A 14813-nucleotide genomic window follows, 5' to 3' on the forward strand; every position below is an offset into this window, starting at 1 on the left:
GACTATCGGGGGACGAACTCGACGGCAGTGTCCTCGCCGATCCGCGATCCGCCCTCGACGCGCTCGACCCGGAGGACGACCTCCGCCCTCGAGCCACAGCCTCGGCTCACGAACTCCGGCCACTCCTCGCCCGCGGCGACCCGCCCCTCGTGGGCCCGCCGGAGGTATCGCCGGTAGCTCGGCTCGCCGAGGGCGTCCCCGATCCCGTCGGCCGCGGGGCCGTAGGAGACGACGACCGTCTCCGCCACCCCGTCGTCGTCGCTCATCGCGTTCCCTTCGCAGCCGACGGAGAAACGCCTTCCGCCGGCACGGCAGGGCCGGCGGACTACCGGTTGTTGTTCAGGTTGCGCTCGTGCTCCTCCAGTGCGTGTTCCTCGAGTTCGCGTTCGGAGTCGAGGACGTCGCCACAGACCGGGCACTCGTGGTTTCCGGGCATGAGCGGTCGTTGGCCCGCCGGGCGCAAAAAACGGCTGCCCTCGCACGAAAGCCGGGCCCGAACGAGAGTGGAGACGACGACGCGTCGGCCTCACGCGGAACGCTTTTGCGCCGAGCGCGCCGACCCCCGGTATGGCATCGACCGCGGTTGCCCTCGTCGGCTTCGCGGCGTCGGTGGCGCTCTTCTGGTACGTCCGGCGGGACGCGAAGAAGAAGGGCGTCCCCCGACCGCTGCTGTGGGCCGTCGTCGCCGGCGGGACCGCCGCCGCCGGCGTCTCGCTGTACGCGTTCGTCCCCACCGCACCGACGACCGGCGTGATCATGACGGGCAACACCGGGCTCGTCCTCTACGGCTTCGAGCGGGAGGTCGTCCTCGAGGACGACGGCCCGGCCGAGCCGGGAGAGCTCCCCGGCGGCCCCGGCTCGAACGGGGAGTGACGGCGAGCGACGGCGACCACACGCCTTTTGTCGGCGCCGGTGCAAGCGGGTCCAATGAGTGACTCCGCCGACCGCGACGCCGGGTCGGGAGCCGGCCCGGATACCGACGGCGGCCAGGACGGGCCGGCCCAGGTCTCGAGCCCGGACTACCACAGCGAGAACCACACCGCGGCCCAGACCTGTGGCTGGACCGCCAACGCCCTCCGGGGCGAGGGAAAGTGCTACAAGAACATCTGGTACGGCATCGAGTCCCACCGCTGCATCCAGATGACCCCCGTCGTGCGCTGTAACGAGCGCTGTGTCTTCTGCTGGCGCGATCACAACGGCCACGCCTACGAACTCGACGGCGTGGAGTGGGACGACCCCGAGGCCGTCGTCGACGCCTCCCTCGAACTCCAGAAGAAGCTGCTGTCGGGTTTCGGGGGCAACGACGAGGTCCCCCGCGAGGTCTTCGAGGAGTCGATGGAACCCCGCCACGTCGCGATCAGCCTCGACGGCGAGCCCTCGCTGTATCCCCATCTACCGGAGCTGATCGAGGCGTTCCACGACCGGGGGATCACGACCTTCCTCGTGTCGAACGGCACCCGTCCGGAGATGCTCGCCGAGTGCGATCCCACCCAGTTGTACGTCAGCGTCGACGCCCCCGAGCGCCACACCTTCGACGACGTGGTCGGCGCGATGGAGGAGGACGCCTGGGAGAAGCTGATCGACACGATGGACGTTCTCGCCGCGAAGGACGAAACTCGGACCGTCCTCCGGACGACGCTCGTCGCGGGCGAGAACATGCACAGCCCCGACTGGTACGCCGGCTTCTATCGCCGGGCGAAGCCCGATTTCGTCGAGCTGAAGGCGTACATGCACGTCGGCCACTCCCGGGGCCGTCTCGACCGGTCGTCGATGCCCGACCACGACGACGTCGTCGCCTTCGCCGAGGAGGTCGGCGAGCACATGCCCGACCACGACGAGGTGAAGGAAGTCCCCGCGTCCCGGGTCGCCCTGCTCTCGAAGACCGCCGACACCTGGGTTCCGAAGCTGAAGAAGGGAAGCGAGTTCTGGGCCGAGTAGCGTCCCATAATCGGTACGCTCCCCACATCCGGTACGCTTATGCCACGCCCGCTCGAAGCCGCGGCCATGAACGCGACCGCGGCGGCCGCCGTCGGCCCCGACGAGCTCGCCGTCCTCAAGCTCCTCGCGCTCGACGGCGGGCTCGCCGGCGACGTCAAGACCTCCTGTTCGGAGCTGGCCTCCCGCCTCGACGCCTCCAACCAGACCGCCTCCCGGCGTCTCCAGCGCCTGGAGGGCGCCGACCTGATCGACCGCGACACCGTAAGCGACGGCCAGTGGGTCGCGATCACCGAGAGCGGCGAACGGAGCCTCAGAAGCGAGTACGAGGCCTACCGGCGGATCTTCGAGCGCGACCCCGAGCTCGAACTCGAGGGGGTCGTCACGAGCGGGATGGGCGAGGGCCGCCACTACATCTCGCTGCCGGGCTACCAGGAGCAGTTCGCGGAGAAACTGGGCTACGAGCCGTTTCCCGGCACGCTGAACGTCGATCTCGAGAGCGAGAGCGTCCGCCGGCGGAGCGCAGAGAGCGGGCTCGACCCGGTCCCGATCGAGGGCTGGGAGGACGACGAGCGGACGTACGGCCCCGCGGTCTGCCGGCCGGCCCGCGTCGAAACCGCCGGCGGCGAGGCCTACGAGGGCGCCCACACGATCGCCCCCGAGCGAACCCACCACGACGACGACCAGCTCGAGCTCATCGCCCCCGCGAAGCTCCGCGAGGAACTCGATCTCGCCGACGGCGACCGTCTCACGATCCGCGTCGGGGCCGAGTCATGACCCGACGCCACCGGCAGGTCGGCGAGGGCGAACACGAGGGGGGCGACCCGCTCGCGGCCGCCCTCGAGGCGTTCGCCGCGGGCGAGCCCGTCTGCGTCCACGACGCCGAAGACCGGGAGGGCGAGACCGACCTGATCTACCCCGCGGGCGCGACCACCCCCGAGGCCGTCGCCCGGATGCGAAACGATGCCGGCGGGCTGATCTGTGTCGCCCTCTCGGATGCCGTCGCGGACGCCTTCGAGCTCCCGTTCTACGGCGAGACGGTGGATCACCCCGCGACCGAGGGCCACGACGTCGCCTACGACGACCGCTCGTCCTTTTCGCTGACGGTCAACCACCGCGACACCTACACCGGGATCACCGACACGGATCGGTCGCTGACGATCCGGGCGCTCGGCGAGGCCGCGAGCGCCCCTCGAGAGACCGAGTTCGCGAGCGAGTTCCGCGCCCCCGGCCACATCCACTTGCTGCGGGCGGCCCGCGGCGGGCTCTCCGAACGCGAGGGCCACACCGAACTCGGGATCGCCCTCGCCGAGGCCGCCGACCTTTCGCCCGCGGTCGTTGTCTGCGAGATGCTCGACGACCAGACCGGCGGCGCCCTCGCGCCCGCCGACGCCCGCGCGTACGCCGACCGCCACGGGTTGGTCTATCTCGAGGGGCGAACGATCGCCGACCGACTGGGATAGACGGGCCGTTCTCGCCCGCGAGCTCGCGAGTCCTCCGTAGCGACCTCCACGGGGACCGGTCCCGCAATCATAAAGAGGACCTCCCCGAACCGTTAGAGCATGGGATTCGAGGAGATGGACGTCGACACGATCTGGATGGACGGCGAGTTCGTGCCCTGGGACGAGGCCCAAATCCACGTCCTCACCCACGGGCTCCACTACGGCACGGGGGTCTTCGAGGGCGCGCGCTGTTACGACACCGCCGACGGCCCCGCGCTCTTCCGGTGGGAAGAGCATATAGAACGGCTGTTCCAGTCGGCCAAACCCTACGAGATGGAGATCGATCACGACCTCGAGGAACTCACCGAGGCCACGACCGAACTCATCGAGCGTCAGGACCTCGCATCCTGTTACGTCCGCCCGATCGCCTTCTACGGCTACGAGAGCCTGGGTGTGAGCCCGGGCGACTGCCCGACCCGGACCGCGATCGCGGTCTGGCCCTGGGGCGCCTACCTCGGCGAGGAGGCGTTGGAGGAGGGGATCGAGGTGATGGTCTCATCCTGGCGCAAACACGCCTCGAGCCAGATCCCGACGAACGCCAAGACCACCGGCCTCTACGTCAACAGCATGCTCGCGGGCGAGGAGGCCCGCCGGAACGGCTACGCCGAGGCGATCGTGCTCAACAAGGAGGGCAACGTCGCGGAAGGCCCCGGCGAGAACCTCTTTCTCGTCCGCGACGACACCATCTACACCCCCGGGCTCTCGGAGTCGATCCTCGACGGCATCACCCGCGATTCGGTGATCGAAATCGCCCGCGAGCTGGGGTACACCGTCTCCGACACCGCCTCGCTCTCGCGGGGCGAGCTCAACACCGCCGACGAACTCTTCTTTACGGGTTCGGCGGCGGAGGTCACCCCGATCCGGAAGGTCGACAACGTCGTCATCGGCGAGGGTACCCGCGGCCCGGTCACCGAGGAGATCCAGCAGCGGTTCTTCGAGATCGTCGAGGGCGAGGCCGAGGGGTACGACGACTGGTTCACATACGTCTGAGACGACCGGCCGTCACGTTCGGGTGCTGCCTCCGCCTCCGTCGTCGCCGGGATCGGTGCTCTCGCCGGCGTCGATCGTTCCCTCGCGTACCGCGCCGTCGGCGACGGCCGCGGCCGACTCCCGGTCGTCGACGACGTCGATCGGGACGCCGGCGTCCATCCCGCCGTGTCTGTCGGCGTCGCCGAAGCCCGCCGAGAGGATCCGGGTGAGCGCGTCCTCGACGTCCTCGTCGATCTCCATGAGTCGGTCGGGCTCGACCTCGATGACGTAGCCGGTGGTGATGTTCGGCGAGGTCGGCAGGAAGAGCACTTCGCGGTCGTCGTCGGTCGTCTTTCCCGTCCGGAAGGCGGTCATCCGCAGCCCCTCCCAGACCTCGAGCTTGACCGGTTCCTGCAGCGAGTCCTGTTCGCCGAAGGCGGTCTCGGCGGCCATCTTCGAGGCGTTGTAGACGACCCGCAGCCCCGGCACCCGGTTTGCGACGTCGTCGACCATCCGCTCGGCCAGCCCGCCGACGGTCGTCCGCATCAGGTAGCCGATCGAGAGCGTGAGCGCGGCGAAGACGACGAGAACCGTCGTGACCCGGACGAACTGGGCGAGCTGTCGGCGGGTCTGGGCCGCCTGGTCGCCGCTGCCGGGGACCAACCACTGGAGGGCCTCGGCATCGAGGATGACCGCGGGCGTGAAGCCGGCGACGAAGCCGTAGAGCCAGAAGAGGAGGTACAGCGAGACGAGGATCGGGCCGAGAACGACGAGCCCGCTCGCGAAATCCCGCTTCCACGAGGACATCTATGTCGTCAGTCTCACGCCACGGGATTATGAGCGCTTCCCTTCTACCGGCCGAGGATCGCCCGCAGGGCAAAGCGGAGGTTCCCCGTCTTCTCGGCAAGCCGCCGGTAGAAATAGGAGAGCCACCGGTCGCCGTAAGGGACGTACTGGTAGACGGGGTAGTCGGCGGCGAGGTCGTACTGGGCCTCCTCGCGGACGCCCATCAGCATCTGGATCTCGAAGGGCGTGCCGTGGGTTGCGTGGAGATCGGTCGCGTGCTCGATCATCGCGGGGTCGTGGCTGCCGACGGCGATCCCCCCCTCGTAGCGCTCGAACGCGTACGAGAGCAGTTCCTCGTACGATCGGTCGATCGCCTCGCCGTCGGTGTAGGCGATCTCGGCGGGTTCGTCGTAGGCACCCTTGACGAACCGGACCTTCCCCGGAACCCCCGCGAGGCGTTCGACGTCCTCGCGGGTCCGCCGGAGGTTCGCCTGGACGCAGACGCCGACCCCGCCGTCGTGTTCGCGCGCGAGGTCCTCGAAGGCGTCGAGCGTCGCGTCGGTCGTCGTGTGATCCTCCATGTCGATCCAGACGAAGACGCCCCGATCGGCGGCGCGGGCGACGACGTCCTCGAGATGGGTTCGAAAGAGCGATTCCCCGAGATCGAGACCGAGCTGTGAGGGCTTGATCGAGATGCAGGCGTCGAGGCCGCCGTCGGCGATGTCGCCGACGAGCCGGCGGTAGGCCGCGGCGTCTTCCGCCGCGGGTTCGGGCTCGTCGTAGTGTTCCCCGAGGCGGTTCAGGATGGCGCCGACGTCCCGGTCGTTGAGCTCGCGGGTCCGTTGGAGCGCGGTCGCGGGCGACTCGCCGGCGACGAACCGGCTCGCGATCGGCGGGAGCATACCGGAGCGTTCGGACGCCTGTTATAAGGGCGTTGTCTGATCGCGCCGCCGTCGCCGGACCCGGGATTTTAGCCGGAGTGGACCCTATCGCCGCCCATGACTCGCCGGATCCTCCTCGCGGTCGACGGCTCCGAGCCCTCGATCGCCGCCGTCGAATACGCCCTCGAGGTCTTTCCCGACGCCGAGTTGACGGCGATCCACGTCGTCGACGAACTCGAGGCCCATTACGGGGGCGAACGCGCCGACGGCGACCCCGAGTTCTTCGAACCGATCGCGGATCTCGCCGCCGACCACGGAACCGAGATCGGGACCCGCGTCGCTTCGGGAACGCCCGCCGAAACGATCGTCGCCGCCGCCGAGGAGATGGACGAGATCGTGATCGGGAGCGCGGGCCGATCCGGGGTTTCTCGGATGCTGCTCGGGAGCGTCGCCGAGGCGGTCGCCCGTCGCTCGCCGGTGCCGGTAACGATCGTCGGCCCCTCGCGGTGAGTCCGGCGGCCGTACCCGATTCGAGACGGTCGCGCTCCCGGCTCGTGACGGTCGGTACGGGAGGAGTCGGGAACTCGATCCCCGAACCGCCGGGGTTATGGCGCAGATCCCGGTGGGCAGGCGACGAAGACGACGCCGAGCAACAGCGCCGAGAGGACGCCCCGGGAGCCATGGAGGTAGACCCACTGGGCGAGCGCCTCGAGGCGGCCATCTTCGCCGAGCGCCGGGTCGGGTTGTGACGCCGGAACGTCATCTCCCCCGCCGGTCATCGGGTGTTGGTCGGGAGCCCCGTCGTTAGTAGCTCCGGCCTTCGTCAGCGGGGACCCCTCGCGGAGAGCCAGGCGTTCGTCGCCACGACGACGGTCGCGGCCGACGAACTCAGTTGGGGCGTGATCGGGAACTCACGCGGCTCGAGCGGTGATGCGGTGTCCGGATAAGCGTCGATCCGATCCGCTCTCGGAACTCGAGTTCGTCACCTGGTAGTTCACGAACTGAACGCGTACGGAGACCGGTCCCGGCGTGTCCGCCGTGATTCGGCGCTGTAGTGCCGCCGAGAGCTGTGGGTTCTCCCCGGTCGTCCGGTGGCCGACGACGACGGTGACGCTATCGGTGCCCTCGCTGTTCCGGGGGTAGAGGGAGTCCCCGCTGTAATCGGTCTGGACGTCGATGAGCTCGAGGTGGCGATACTCCTCCTCGGTGAGCACGTCGTCGACGTTGTGGTTGACAGTCTCGACGAGGATCAGGTACTGGATCGTGCTCACGACCGACGCGACGAGAACGACGAGAACGACGCCAGCCAGAATCGCGTATGCGGTCGACCGGAGATCGAATCGGAGGTGATCCCGGAGCCGGCTCGAGGAGGACGAGCGATAGCCGAACAGGGTGAGGGCGACGAACGCGGAGACGTTGATCAGGAGAACGTTCATCACCAGAAGGACGAGTGCACCGACCGCGAGCGACGGTTTCGCCCAGACGGTACCGAGCCCGATGGCCGCAGCAGCCGGAACGATCGCCGCGGCGACCGCGACGCCGGCGAGCGAGACGTCGAGATCGGTCGCGAGCGCGAGCGCGCCTGCGGCCCCGGCGAAGATCGCGATGACGAACGTGAGCACGATCGGGATCGAGAAGGCGTTGACCTGCGAGATGTTCTCGATGGCGAGTCGGGGCGGAACGAGATACCCCCATCTGAAGACGGCCGCTGCAGCGGTCGCACTCCCGATCGCGACGCCGAGACCGAGGAGCTGGGATTTGAAGCTATCGAGGACCGATCTGTGGTCCCCGATCACCATTCCGACGCTCGCCGAGAGGGAGGACCCGGCGAACGGCGAGATCACCATCGCACCGACGATGACGATGGCCGAATCGAGGACGAGTCCGGCGGCCGCGACGATGGCGCTGAGCGCGGCGAACGTGACGAACAGCGTCCGGCTGGGCGTGACTTCCCTCGCGTTCGTCCGCAACGTCGCGTGTGAGAGCCCGACTTCGTCGTCGGGTCCCTGGGTGTACTGGCTCTCGAGTTCGTCAAACGCCGGAGTGGTCGCCGATTGGATGTCGGTGATGACGGTAAACGCGTCCTCGTCGAGCCCGTCCCGCCGGAGCCGGTCTAACACCTTCTCGACTGCACCGTCGGGAAGCGGGAAGTAGGCGATAACCCCGTCGCCGTCGCCGCCTTCATCGGCGATGACGTACTCGATGTTCTCCTCGTCGAACGTGTCGAGAACGCGTTCTTTCACCTCCGTTGCGATCCGGATCTGTACGAGGCGCATGCCGCCTCCTTGTCCCATGAATCGAATAAACTCACGGCTTCCCCAACGACATCGAATCACGATACCGGCCCGTCTCGAATCCCTGGCCCGATCGTTCGAGTCGTGACAGTATCCAGTTAGATTCCGGCGCGGGCCGATCAGTGTGCAAGCGAGTGCGTTTTTCTCCCGTAGTATGAACTGACGGTATGGAGGTACTGGAGCCGCTGAGGGACCGTCCGACCACGAGCGAGGCGCTGCTCTCGACGGGGCGGACGCTGAGTCTTCTCGTACTTCTCGTCTTGCTGGCCTGGGCGACGGGACAGCCGTTCCTGTTTCCGAGCCTCGGCCCCTCGGCGTACGCACTGGCCGTGACCCCGTCGGCGGCCACGAGCCAGTGGCAGCGGACGATCGGCGGCCACCTGTTCGGCGTGATCGGCGGGCTGATCGCCTACCATACGATCGCCCCTGGCCTCACGGTCACCGACCTCCCGCCGGCGTTTTCGATGCCGGGACTGCAACTGACCGGTGCAGGGTTCGTCGCCGTCGGACTGACGACCGCCGCGATGCTTCGAACCGATCTGCGCCACGCTCCGGCGTGTGCGACCACGCTCATCGTCGGCCTGGGGCTACTGACCAGTCTGCTGGAGGCGGCGATCATCATGTTCGCCATCTCCGCTCTCGCCGTCGCCGATCACGTGCTTCCGACGACGGGAGTCGACGAGCCGCCACAGTGAACCGCTGGGGCCCGGTCCCGCGAGGATCACTCCTCGCCGTCCCGGCGCTCGAACGGCCGGTCCCGAAACTCCTTGCCGGGCAGCATCGGCCCGGTCGAGGCGGTCCGGCGCGTGATCGTCGCGGTCCGGAGGATGTACGACGCCATCAGCGCGAGCGGCGAGACGATGACCGTGAGCAACGCACAGACGACGACCGGGAGGCGATCGACGGCGATCGCGGGGCCGCCGACGTCGGCGTACAGAAAGCCGATCAGCAGCGCCGAGAGGATCGCCGGCACCCCACAGAGGATCGTCAGCTGGGAGAACCGGGTGAGTTCGCGCTGGAGGTACGTCGTCTTGAACTGCTCGCGGGCGACGCCGAAGCGCTCTACGGCCTCGACCAGGTCGTCGAACGCCTCGATACTTCCCCGGTTGAGCTCCTCCTCGTGTCGGTTCCGAAGGCGTCTTGCGAGGTAGAACTGCCAGGCGTCGTCGTAGCGGACCGAGGCCGAAAGCGCCTCGAACGTGTCCGAACGGGCGCCGTCGATGCGTCGGTCGATCCGGTCGGTACTCTCCCGAACGTAGTCGGCGTACTCCCCGACCGCCTCCCGGACCTCCTCGTCCTCCTGGCCCTCCACGCTCTCCGCGAGCGTTCCCGCCCTGGCGTGGATCGTTTCGAGGAGGAGCTCAAGCAGGCGCGCCGGGGCGGTCGGGCTCGCCGGGACCTCGGCGGCCGCTTCGACCTCGCGGCGGAGGTCCATGACGCCCTCGAGCCGCTCGCGGGCCTCGCTGACGGCCGAGAACTCCCGCGAGAGGATGAGCTGGTTGATCGAGACGACGAGCGTCACGAGCGAGAACGTCCCTGCGACCATCCCGCTCGCCGCTCGGGTGATCGAGTTGTCGTTGGTAAAGGCGATCACGTCGAGGGCGTTCAGTCCGAGAAAGAGGACGAAGATCGCCGCCGAGAGCATCGCCGCGAGGACCAGCCGGTCCCCGTCGAGCAGGATCCAGTCCCGGAGCCTGGCGACCACCCCCGGCTCCCCCTCCTCAAGGGCGTACGGGTTCCCGTCACCGGGTTCGACGTCGCTCATGTCCTCCCGTTTCGCGTACGGAGTAAAAACGTCCCGCGTTGCGCAGTCGGTTCGCGGCCCCGGAGCCCGGCGGCTCCGCCCCCGGGGAGCGGATTCAAGGATCACACTGAAATGGAGCCGCCTCCTCCGGACGACCATGACCGGAACCGCCGTCCGTACGAGGGATCGCTCCCGATGACGCTCGCGACGAGCCGTCGCCGCCTGCTTGCCGCCGTCGGCGCCGGAACCGCGACCGCCCTCGCCGGCTGTAGCGACGGCGGCGGCGGGGACCCGACCTACGAGGACGGCGAGATCGACGCCGACGGCGAGGGCCGCTCCGTCGAGGAGCTGATCGCCGCCGAGGGGGTCGCGATCACCAGCCCCCACCAGTCGGCGACCGCCCTCGAGGCGATCGAGCTCCGCGAGCACGAGTTCGTCCTCGAGGACGGCTACCTCGGCTCGACGGTCCAGGGCGTCGTCGAGAACACCGGCGACCCGATCGACATCGCCGAGGTCCGGGTCCGGGTGTACGACGACGCCGGCGACTACCTCGGCTGGTATCTCGCCCGGGCCGGCGACCTGGACGGCGGCGAGCGCTGGTCGTTCACGGTCGTCGTCCTCCAGGCCCCCACTGCCATCGCGAGCTACGACATCGCCGCCCTCGGAACGCCGTCGTAACCGGACGACGGCCACCGCGGCTACCGGCCGCTTTAAGAGGGGACCGTCCGTTCGGCCCGCCATGACCGTACTCGAGACGATCGCCGTCGCCGTCTGGGCGATGCTCCCCGCCTACGTCCCCAACAACGCGGCGGTGCTCGCCGGCGGCGGGCGCCCGATCGACGGCGGGCGGACCTGGGGCGGGCGGCGGATCTTGGGCGACGGGAAGAGCTGGCGAGGGACCGCCGTCGGCACCGCCGCCGGCGCCCTCCTCGCCGTCGCCCTGAACGCCGTCGCCGGCGACGTCGGGGCCGCTCTCGGCGCCGACCTGCCGACGTTTCCCCCCGCAGTGATCCTCGCGCTTCCGTTCGGCGCGATGCTCGGCGACGTCCTCGCCTCCTTTCTCAAGCGCCGGACGGGCCGCGAGCGCGGGGCCGCCTTTCCCGGGCTCGATCAACTGGACTTCGTCGTCGTCTCCCTGTTGCTCGCCTTCCTCGCCGCCCCCGACTGGTTCGTGGAGACGTTCACCCTGCCGGTGCTTGCCGTGATCCTGGTCATCACGCCCCTGCTCCACGTCTCGACGAACGCCGTCGCCTATCGGTTGGGGCTGAAGGACGAACCCTGGTAATCGGGCCGCGCCAGCCCGGCTACGACGGGCGTGCTCCGGACCGTTTATCCCCGTCGGGCCCGCGCCTCCGAGCGATGACCGACATACTCGACGCACTCCGGGCGGCCGACGCCGTCCGCTACGGCGAGTTCGAGCTCTCCCACGGGGGCACCAGTGACTACTACGTCGACAAGTACCGCTTCGAGACCGATCCCGACTGCCTGCGTGCGATCGCCGACGCCTTCGCCGAGCGTGCTCGCGGGACGAAACTCGCGGGCGTCGCCCTGGGCGGCGTCCCCCTCGCGGCGGCCGCGAGCGTCGCCGGCGGCCTCCCCTACGTCATCGCGCGCAAACAGCGCAAGGAGTACGGCACGGGGAACGTAATCGAGGGCGACCTGGAGGCCGGCGAGGAGGTCGTCGTCGTCGAGGACGTCGTCACCACGGGAACGAGCCTGGTCGATGCCGTCGAGGCCCTCCGATCCGCGGGCGCAACCGTCGAGCGCGCCCTCGTCGTCGTCGACCGCGAGGAGGGCGGCCGCGAGGCCGTCGAGGACGCCGGCGTCGAGATGGAGGCGCTCGTGACCGCGAGCGACCTGCTCGACGCACAGTGAGGGCATCACAACGCTTTTATCCCGGTCGGAACTACCCGTAGCCACGATGGTAGGTGTCCGTTTTACAGGGGTCCGCGCCCGCTTCTAACCCACACCTACCCCGTCCCGTCTCTCTCGATCGACCAGCCGACGGCACGGGAAGCGACCGCGAGCGCGGGCCCGCGAACGGACCACCCTGACCACCCTACAGCCATGTCAGAACCAGATTCGGAGTCACGATCGGAGATCGCCGTCGTCCTGCCGGACGGCTCGGAGCTCGCCGTCGAGGCGGGCGCGACCGTCGAGGACTGCGCCTACGAGATCGGTCCCGGTCTCGGCAGCGACACCGTCGCGGGCAAACTCGACGGCGAGCTCGTCGCCAAAGAAGAGCCGGTGTACGACGGCGCCCGTCTCGAGATCGTCACCGAGGACAGCGAGGAGTACCTCCGGGTGATGCGCCACTCGGCGGCCCACTGTCTCGCCCAGGCCGTCGAACGCCAGTTCGACGACCCGAAGCTCGCCATCGGCCCACCGACCGACGACGGCTTCTACTACGACTTCGACGACCTCGACGTAGACGAGGACGACTTCGCCGCCCTCGAGGCCGAAATCGAGGAGATCGTCGCCGCCGATTACGAGATCGAACGCGAGGAGGTGTCGATCGAGGAAGCCCGCGACCGGCTCGCGGACGAACCCTACAAGCTCGAACTCCTCGAAGAGCTCGCCGAGGAGGGCGAGCAGGTCACGTTCTACGGCCAGGGCGAGTGGGCGGACCTCTGTGCGGGCCCCCACGTCGAATCGACCGGCGAGGTCGGCGTGGTAAAGCTCCTCGAGATCGCGGGCGCTTACTGGCGCGGCGACGAGGAGAATCCGATGCAAACCCGGATTTACGGGACCGCGTTCGAGAGCGAGACCGACCTCGAGGCGTTCCTCACGCGGATGGAGGAGGCCGAAGAGCGCGATCACCGCAAGATCGGCGCGGAGATGGACCTCTTCTCGATCCAGGACGTGACGGGGCCGGGACTCCCGCTCTATCACCCGGCCGGGAAGACCGTCCTGCGCGAACTCGAACGCTTCGTCGAGGAGCTCAACGAGGACGCGGGCTACGACTACGTCGAGACGCCCCACGTGTTCAAGACGGACCTCTGGCACAAGTCGGGCCACTACGAGAACTACGTCGACGACATGTTCGTCTTCGACGTCGACGACGACGAGTTCGGCCTCAAACCCATGAACTGTCCCGGCCACGCCGCGATCTTCCAGGACCACTCCTGGAGCTACCGGGACCTCCCGATCCGCTATGCGGAAAACGGTAAAGTGTATCGCAAGGAACAGCGCGGCGAGCTTTCGGGACTCTCGCGGACCTGGGCGTTTACGATCGACGACGGCCACCTCTTTCTCACCCCCGAGGGGATCGAACGCGAGGTCGAGGCGATCATGGACGTGATCATCGAGGTCCTGGAGACGTTCGACCTCGACTACGGGATGGCGCTTGCCACCCGCCCCGAGAAGTCCGTCGGGGGCGACGAGATCTGGGAGCGCGCCGAGGACCAACTCGAGAGCGTCCTCGAGAAGCGAAACTACGACTACGACGTAGAGGAGGGCGACGGCGCATTCTACGGCCCGAAGATCGACTTCGAGTTCGAGGACGCCATCGGCCGGGGGTGGGATGGCCCCACCGTCCAACTCGACTTCAACATGCCCGACCGCTTCGATCTCTCCTACGTCGGCGAGGACAACGAGGAACACGAGCCGGTGATGATCCACCGCGCGCTGTATGGCTCCTACGAGCGCTTCTTCATGATGCTCATCGAGCACTACGAGGGCCGGTTCCCGCTCTGGCTCGCGCCCGAACAGGTCCGGGTGTTGCCGATCAGCGACGACAACCTCGGCTACGCCCACCGCGTCGCAAACGAGTTCGAGGGCTTCCGGATCGAGGTCGACGACCGGGACGCGACCCTCGAACGGAAGATCCGGGCGGCCCACGACGACCGGGTTCCCTACCAGATCATCGTCGGCGACGACGAGGAGGACGAGGGAACGATCTCGGTCCGGGACCGCTTCGAGGACCAGGAGTTCGACGTCGGAACCGGCGAGTTCCGCGAACATCTCGAGGCCGAACGCGCGGAGAAGCGGTCGGAGCCTGACTTCCTCGCCGATTAAACGGACGAGCGCGATCCAGCGAGTTCCCGGAACGTTTTCCGGCCGACGAATCGCGGCGTTTGCTCGGCATACCGCTCGTACGCTCTTCCATACTGCTCGCGGAGCCAGGGTTCCTCGGCGAGAGGGAGCGCGAGCCACCAGCCGAGGAGGGGGAGACAGACGGCGGCCACCAGGACCGAGTTCGCCACGACGGCGAAGCCGACGGTCGCGACGACGTAGGCGACGTACTGGGGGTTCCGCGAGTAGCGATACCAGCCGCCGGTCCGGAGGTCGCCCTCGAGTCCCGAGGTCTCGGAGACGCCGAGGTCGTAGCCCGCGGCCAGCGCGGCGGCCATCCCGCCGACGAAGAGGATGCCACCGGCGGCCACCACGGGGATCGGCAGGCCGAGCGAGCCCCAGTCTCCGATCGCCAGCGCGAACAGGGCGACGTTGACGACCTGGGAGAGCCCCCAGTGGGCGTAGAAGTACCAGCCCCGCTCGCCGGGCGGCCAGAGGTCGGCGACCCCGACGGCGCTGGCGACGATGGCGGACAGGTTGGCGACGACGAGGACGAGGGCGACGGCGAACGCGGCCGTCGTCAGCGACACGGACGCGAAACCATCTCCGATCATGTCCGATCGTCGGGTCGCGGGAGGCCTGGAGCTTCTCGCGGACTCACTAGGTCATTTATAACAAAGCGCGGTCA

Annotated in this window: 18 protein-coding genes; 11 read left to right on the plus strand and 7 right to left on the minus strand. The window is 68.5% G+C overall.

The window, feature by feature from the left end; translation table 11 throughout:
* Positions 1 to 2: 2 nt before the first annotated feature.
* Complete coding sequence (locus DVH23_RS01935) at positions 3 to 266, minus strand: hypothetical protein (protein ID WP_114575739.1); 264 nt, start codon at positions 264 to 266, stop codon at positions 3 to 5.
* Positions 267 to 567: 301 nt separating this feature from the next.
* Between DVH23_RS01935 and DVH23_RS01940 the strand changes: the two genes are divergently transcribed.
* The 5 genes from DVH23_RS01940 to DVH23_RS01960 all read left to right on the plus strand — a co-directional run bounded on the left by DVH23_RS01940 (position 568) and on the right by DVH23_RS01960 (position 4427).
* On the plus strand, positions 568 to 873 hold the full coding sequence (locus DVH23_RS01940) for a hypothetical protein (protein WP_114575740.1): 306 nt from the start codon (positions 568 to 570) through the stop codon (positions 871 to 873).
* Between the two features lie 54 nt (positions 874 to 927).
* Positions 928 to 1938: a 4-demethylwyosine synthase TYW1 gene (gene twy1, locus DVH23_RS01945; protein WP_114575741.1), complete on the plus strand. Its 1011-nt coding sequence runs from the start codon at positions 928 to 930 to the stop codon at positions 1936 to 1938.
* 66 nt (positions 1939 to 2004) lie between these two features.
* Positions 2005 to 2712 (plus strand): DUF120 domain-containing protein, encoded by a 708-nt coding sequence (locus DVH23_RS01950; RefSeq protein WP_114575742.1) that lies wholly within the window; start codon positions 2005 to 2007, stop codon positions 2710 to 2712.
* Positions 2709 to 3398 (plus strand): 3,4-dihydroxy-2-butanone-4-phosphate synthase, encoded by a 690-nt coding sequence (ribB, locus tag DVH23_RS01955; RefSeq protein ID WP_114575743.1) that lies wholly within the window; start codon positions 2709 to 2711, stop codon positions 3396 to 3398. The genes DVH23_RS01950 and ribB overlap by 4 nt, the downstream gene beginning before the upstream one ends.
* A gap of 99 nt (positions 3399 to 3497) precedes the next feature.
* Positions 3498 to 4427: a branched-chain amino acid transaminase gene (locus DVH23_RS01960; protein ID WP_114575744.1), complete on the plus strand. Its 930-nt coding sequence runs from the start codon at positions 3498 to 3500 to the stop codon at positions 4425 to 4427.
* Between the two features lie 12 nt (positions 4428 to 4439).
* On the opposite strand, the gene DVH23_RS01965 is transcribed toward DVH23_RS01960, so the two are convergent.
* Together DVH23_RS01965 and DVH23_RS01970 are read right to left on the minus strand one after the other, a co-directional pair.
* The gene (locus DVH23_RS01965) at positions 4440 to 5213 is read right to left on the minus strand and encodes a DUF502 domain-containing protein (protein WP_114575745.1); all 774 of its coding nucleotides are present in this window, start codon (positions 5211 to 5213) and stop codon (positions 4440 to 4442) included.
* 44 nt (positions 5214 to 5257) lie between these two features.
* Positions 5258 to 6094, minus strand: coding sequence for a proline dehydrogenase family protein (locus tag DVH23_RS01970; RefSeq protein ID WP_114575746.1), 837 nt, complete (start codon positions 6092 to 6094; stop codon positions 5258 to 5260).
* 96 nt (positions 6095 to 6190) lie between these two features.
* Here DVH23_RS01970 and DVH23_RS01975 point away from each other — a divergent pair, with 96 nt between their 5' ends.
* On the plus strand, positions 6191 to 6583 hold the full coding sequence (locus tag DVH23_RS01975; RefSeq protein WP_114575747.1) for a universal stress protein: 393 nt from the start codon (positions 6191 to 6193) through the stop codon (positions 6581 to 6583).
* A gap of 95 nt (positions 6584 to 6678) precedes the next feature.
* Here DVH23_RS01975 and DVH23_RS23425 read toward each other — a convergent pair whose 3' ends face one another.
* Together DVH23_RS23425 and DVH23_RS01980 are read right to left on the minus strand one after the other, a co-directional pair.
* Positions 6679 to 6852: a hypothetical protein gene (locus DVH23_RS23425; RefSeq protein ID WP_157972303.1), complete on the minus strand. Its 174-nt coding sequence runs from the start codon at positions 6850 to 6852 to the stop codon at positions 6679 to 6681.
* Positions 6853 to 6984: 132 nt separating this feature from the next.
* Positions 6985 to 8349 carry a TIGR00341 family protein gene (locus tag DVH23_RS01980; protein WP_114575748.1) on the minus strand — a complete coding sequence of 455 codons (1365 nt, stop codon included), beginning with the start codon at positions 8347 to 8349 and terminating at the stop codon, positions 6985 to 6987.
* 185 nt (positions 8350 to 8534) lie between these two features.
* Here DVH23_RS01980 and DVH23_RS01985 point away from each other — a divergent pair, with 185 nt between their 5' ends.
* Complete coding sequence (locus tag DVH23_RS01985) at positions 8535 to 9062, plus strand: HPP family protein (protein WP_114575749.1); 528 nt, start codon at positions 8535 to 8537, stop codon at positions 9060 to 9062.
* Between the two features lie 26 nt (positions 9063 to 9088).
* On the opposite strand, the gene DVH23_RS01990 is transcribed toward DVH23_RS01985, so the two are convergent.
* Positions 9089 to 10132, minus strand: a complete 1044-nt coding sequence (locus DVH23_RS01990; RefSeq protein ID WP_114575750.1) for a hypothetical protein — start codon at positions 10130 to 10132, stop codon at positions 9089 to 9091.
* 174 nt (positions 10133 to 10306) lie between these two features.
* On the opposite strand from DVH23_RS01990, the gene DVH23_RS01995 reads away from it, so the two are divergent.
* The 4 genes from DVH23_RS01995 (at position 10307) to thrS (ending at position 14128) form a co-directional block, all read left to right on the plus strand.
* Positions 10307 to 10789, plus strand: a complete 483-nt coding sequence (locus tag DVH23_RS01995; protein WP_114575893.1) for an FxLYD domain-containing protein — start codon at positions 10307 to 10309, stop codon at positions 10787 to 10789.
* Between the two features lie 61 nt (positions 10790 to 10850).
* Positions 10851 to 11396, plus strand: coding sequence for a CDP-2,3-bis-(O-geranylgeranyl)-sn-glycerol synthase (locus DVH23_RS02000; RefSeq protein WP_114575751.1), 546 nt, complete (start codon positions 10851 to 10853; stop codon positions 11394 to 11396).
* 74 nt (positions 11397 to 11470) lie between these two features.
* Positions 11471 to 11986: an orotate phosphoribosyltransferase gene (gene pyrE / locus DVH23_RS02005; protein WP_114575752.1), complete on the plus strand. Its 516-nt coding sequence runs from the start codon at positions 11471 to 11473 to the stop codon at positions 11984 to 11986.
* Between the two features lie 192 nt (positions 11987 to 12178).
* On the plus strand, positions 12179 to 14128 hold the full coding sequence (thrS, locus tag DVH23_RS02010; RefSeq protein ID WP_114575753.1) for a threonine--tRNA ligase: 1950 nt from the start codon (positions 12179 to 12181) through the stop codon (positions 14126 to 14128).
* On the opposite strand, the gene DVH23_RS02015 is transcribed toward thrS, so the two are convergent.
* Entirely contained in the window at positions 14125 to 14739 is a 615-nt protein-coding gene (locus tag DVH23_RS02015) for an isoprenylcysteine carboxylmethyltransferase family protein (RefSeq protein WP_114575754.1), read from the minus strand. The two genes, thrS and DVH23_RS02015, sit on opposite strands and share 4 nt — an antisense overlap.
* Positions 14740 to 14813: the final 74 nt, after the last annotated feature.

The organism is Saliphagus sp. LR7 (genome assembly GCF_003344565.1).
Classification (GTDB): domain Archaea; phylum Halobacteriota; class Halobacteria; order Halobacteriales; family Natrialbaceae; genus Saliphagus; species Saliphagus infecundisoli.

What these genes read in the sequence shown, in the direction of transcription:
- DVH23_RS01970 (WP_114575746.1), bottom strand. Translation starts at nt 6,094, where the DNA reads ATGCTCCCGCCGATCGCGAGCCGGTTCGTCGCCGGCGAGTCGCCCGCG.
- DVH23_RS01950 (WP_114575742.1), top strand. Translation starts at nt 2,005, where the DNA reads ATGAACGCGACCGCGGCGGCCGCCGTCGGCCCCGACGAGCTCGCCGTC.
- DVH23_RS01975 (WP_114575747.1), top strand. Translation starts at nt 6,191, where the DNA reads ATGACTCGCCGGATCCTCCTCGCGGTCGACGGCTCCGAGCCCTCGATC.
- DVH23_RS01940 (WP_114575740.1), top strand. Translation starts at nt 568, where the DNA reads ATGGCATCGACCGCGGTTGCCCTCGTCGGCTTCGCGGCGTCGGTGGCG.
- DVH23_RS01965 (WP_114575745.1), bottom strand. Translation starts at nt 5,213, where the DNA reads ATGTCCTCGTGGAAGCGGGATTTCGCGAGCGGGCTCGTCGTTCTCGGC.
- DVH23_RS02000 (WP_114575751.1), top strand. Translation starts at nt 10,851, where the DNA reads ATGACCGTACTCGAGACGATCGCCGTCGCCGTCTGGGCGATGCTCCCC.
- DVH23_RS01985 (WP_114575749.1), top strand. Translation starts at nt 8,535, where the DNA reads ATGGAGGTACTGGAGCCGCTGAGGGACCGTCCGACCACGAGCGAGGCG.
- pyrE (WP_114575752.1), top strand. Translation starts at nt 11,471, where the DNA reads ATGACCGACATACTCGACGCACTCCGGGCGGCCGACGCCGTCCGCTAC.
- DVH23_RS01980 (WP_114575748.1), bottom strand. Translation starts at nt 8,349, where the DNA reads ATGCGCCTCGTACAGATCCGGATCGCAACGGAGGTGAAAGAACGCGTT.
- ribB (WP_114575743.1), top strand. Translation starts at nt 2,709, where the DNA reads ATGACCCGACGCCACCGGCAGGTCGGCGAGGGCGAACACGAGGGGGGC.
- DVH23_RS01990 (WP_114575750.1), bottom strand. Translation starts at nt 10,132, where the DNA reads ATGAGCGACGTCGAACCCGGTGACGGGAACCCGTACGCCCTTGAGGAG.
- DVH23_RS01935 (WP_114575739.1), bottom strand. Translation starts at nt 266, where the DNA reads ATGAGCGACGACGACGGGGTGGCGGAGACGGTCGTCGTCTCCTACGGC.
- DVH23_RS01960 (WP_114575744.1), top strand. Translation starts at nt 3,498, where the DNA reads ATGGGATTCGAGGAGATGGACGTCGACACGATCTGGATGGACGGCGAG.
- twy1 (WP_114575741.1), top strand. Translation starts at nt 928, where the DNA reads ATGAGTGACTCCGCCGACCGCGACGCCGGGTCGGGAGCCGGCCCGGAT.
- DVH23_RS01995 (WP_114575893.1), top strand. Translation starts at nt 10,307, where the DNA reads ATGACGCTCGCGACGAGCCGTCGCCGCCTGCTTGCCGCCGTCGGCGCC.
- thrS (WP_114575753.1), top strand. Translation starts at nt 12,179, where the DNA reads ATGTCAGAACCAGATTCGGAGTCACGATCGGAGATCGCCGTCGTCCTG.
- DVH23_RS23425 (WP_157972303.1), bottom strand. Translation starts at nt 6,852, where the DNA reads ATGACCGGCGGGGGAGATGACGTTCCGGCGTCACAACCCGACCCGGCG.
- DVH23_RS02015 (WP_114575754.1), bottom strand. Translation starts at nt 14,739, where the DNA reads ATGATCGGAGATGGTTTCGCGTCCGTGTCGCTGACGACGGCCGCGTTC.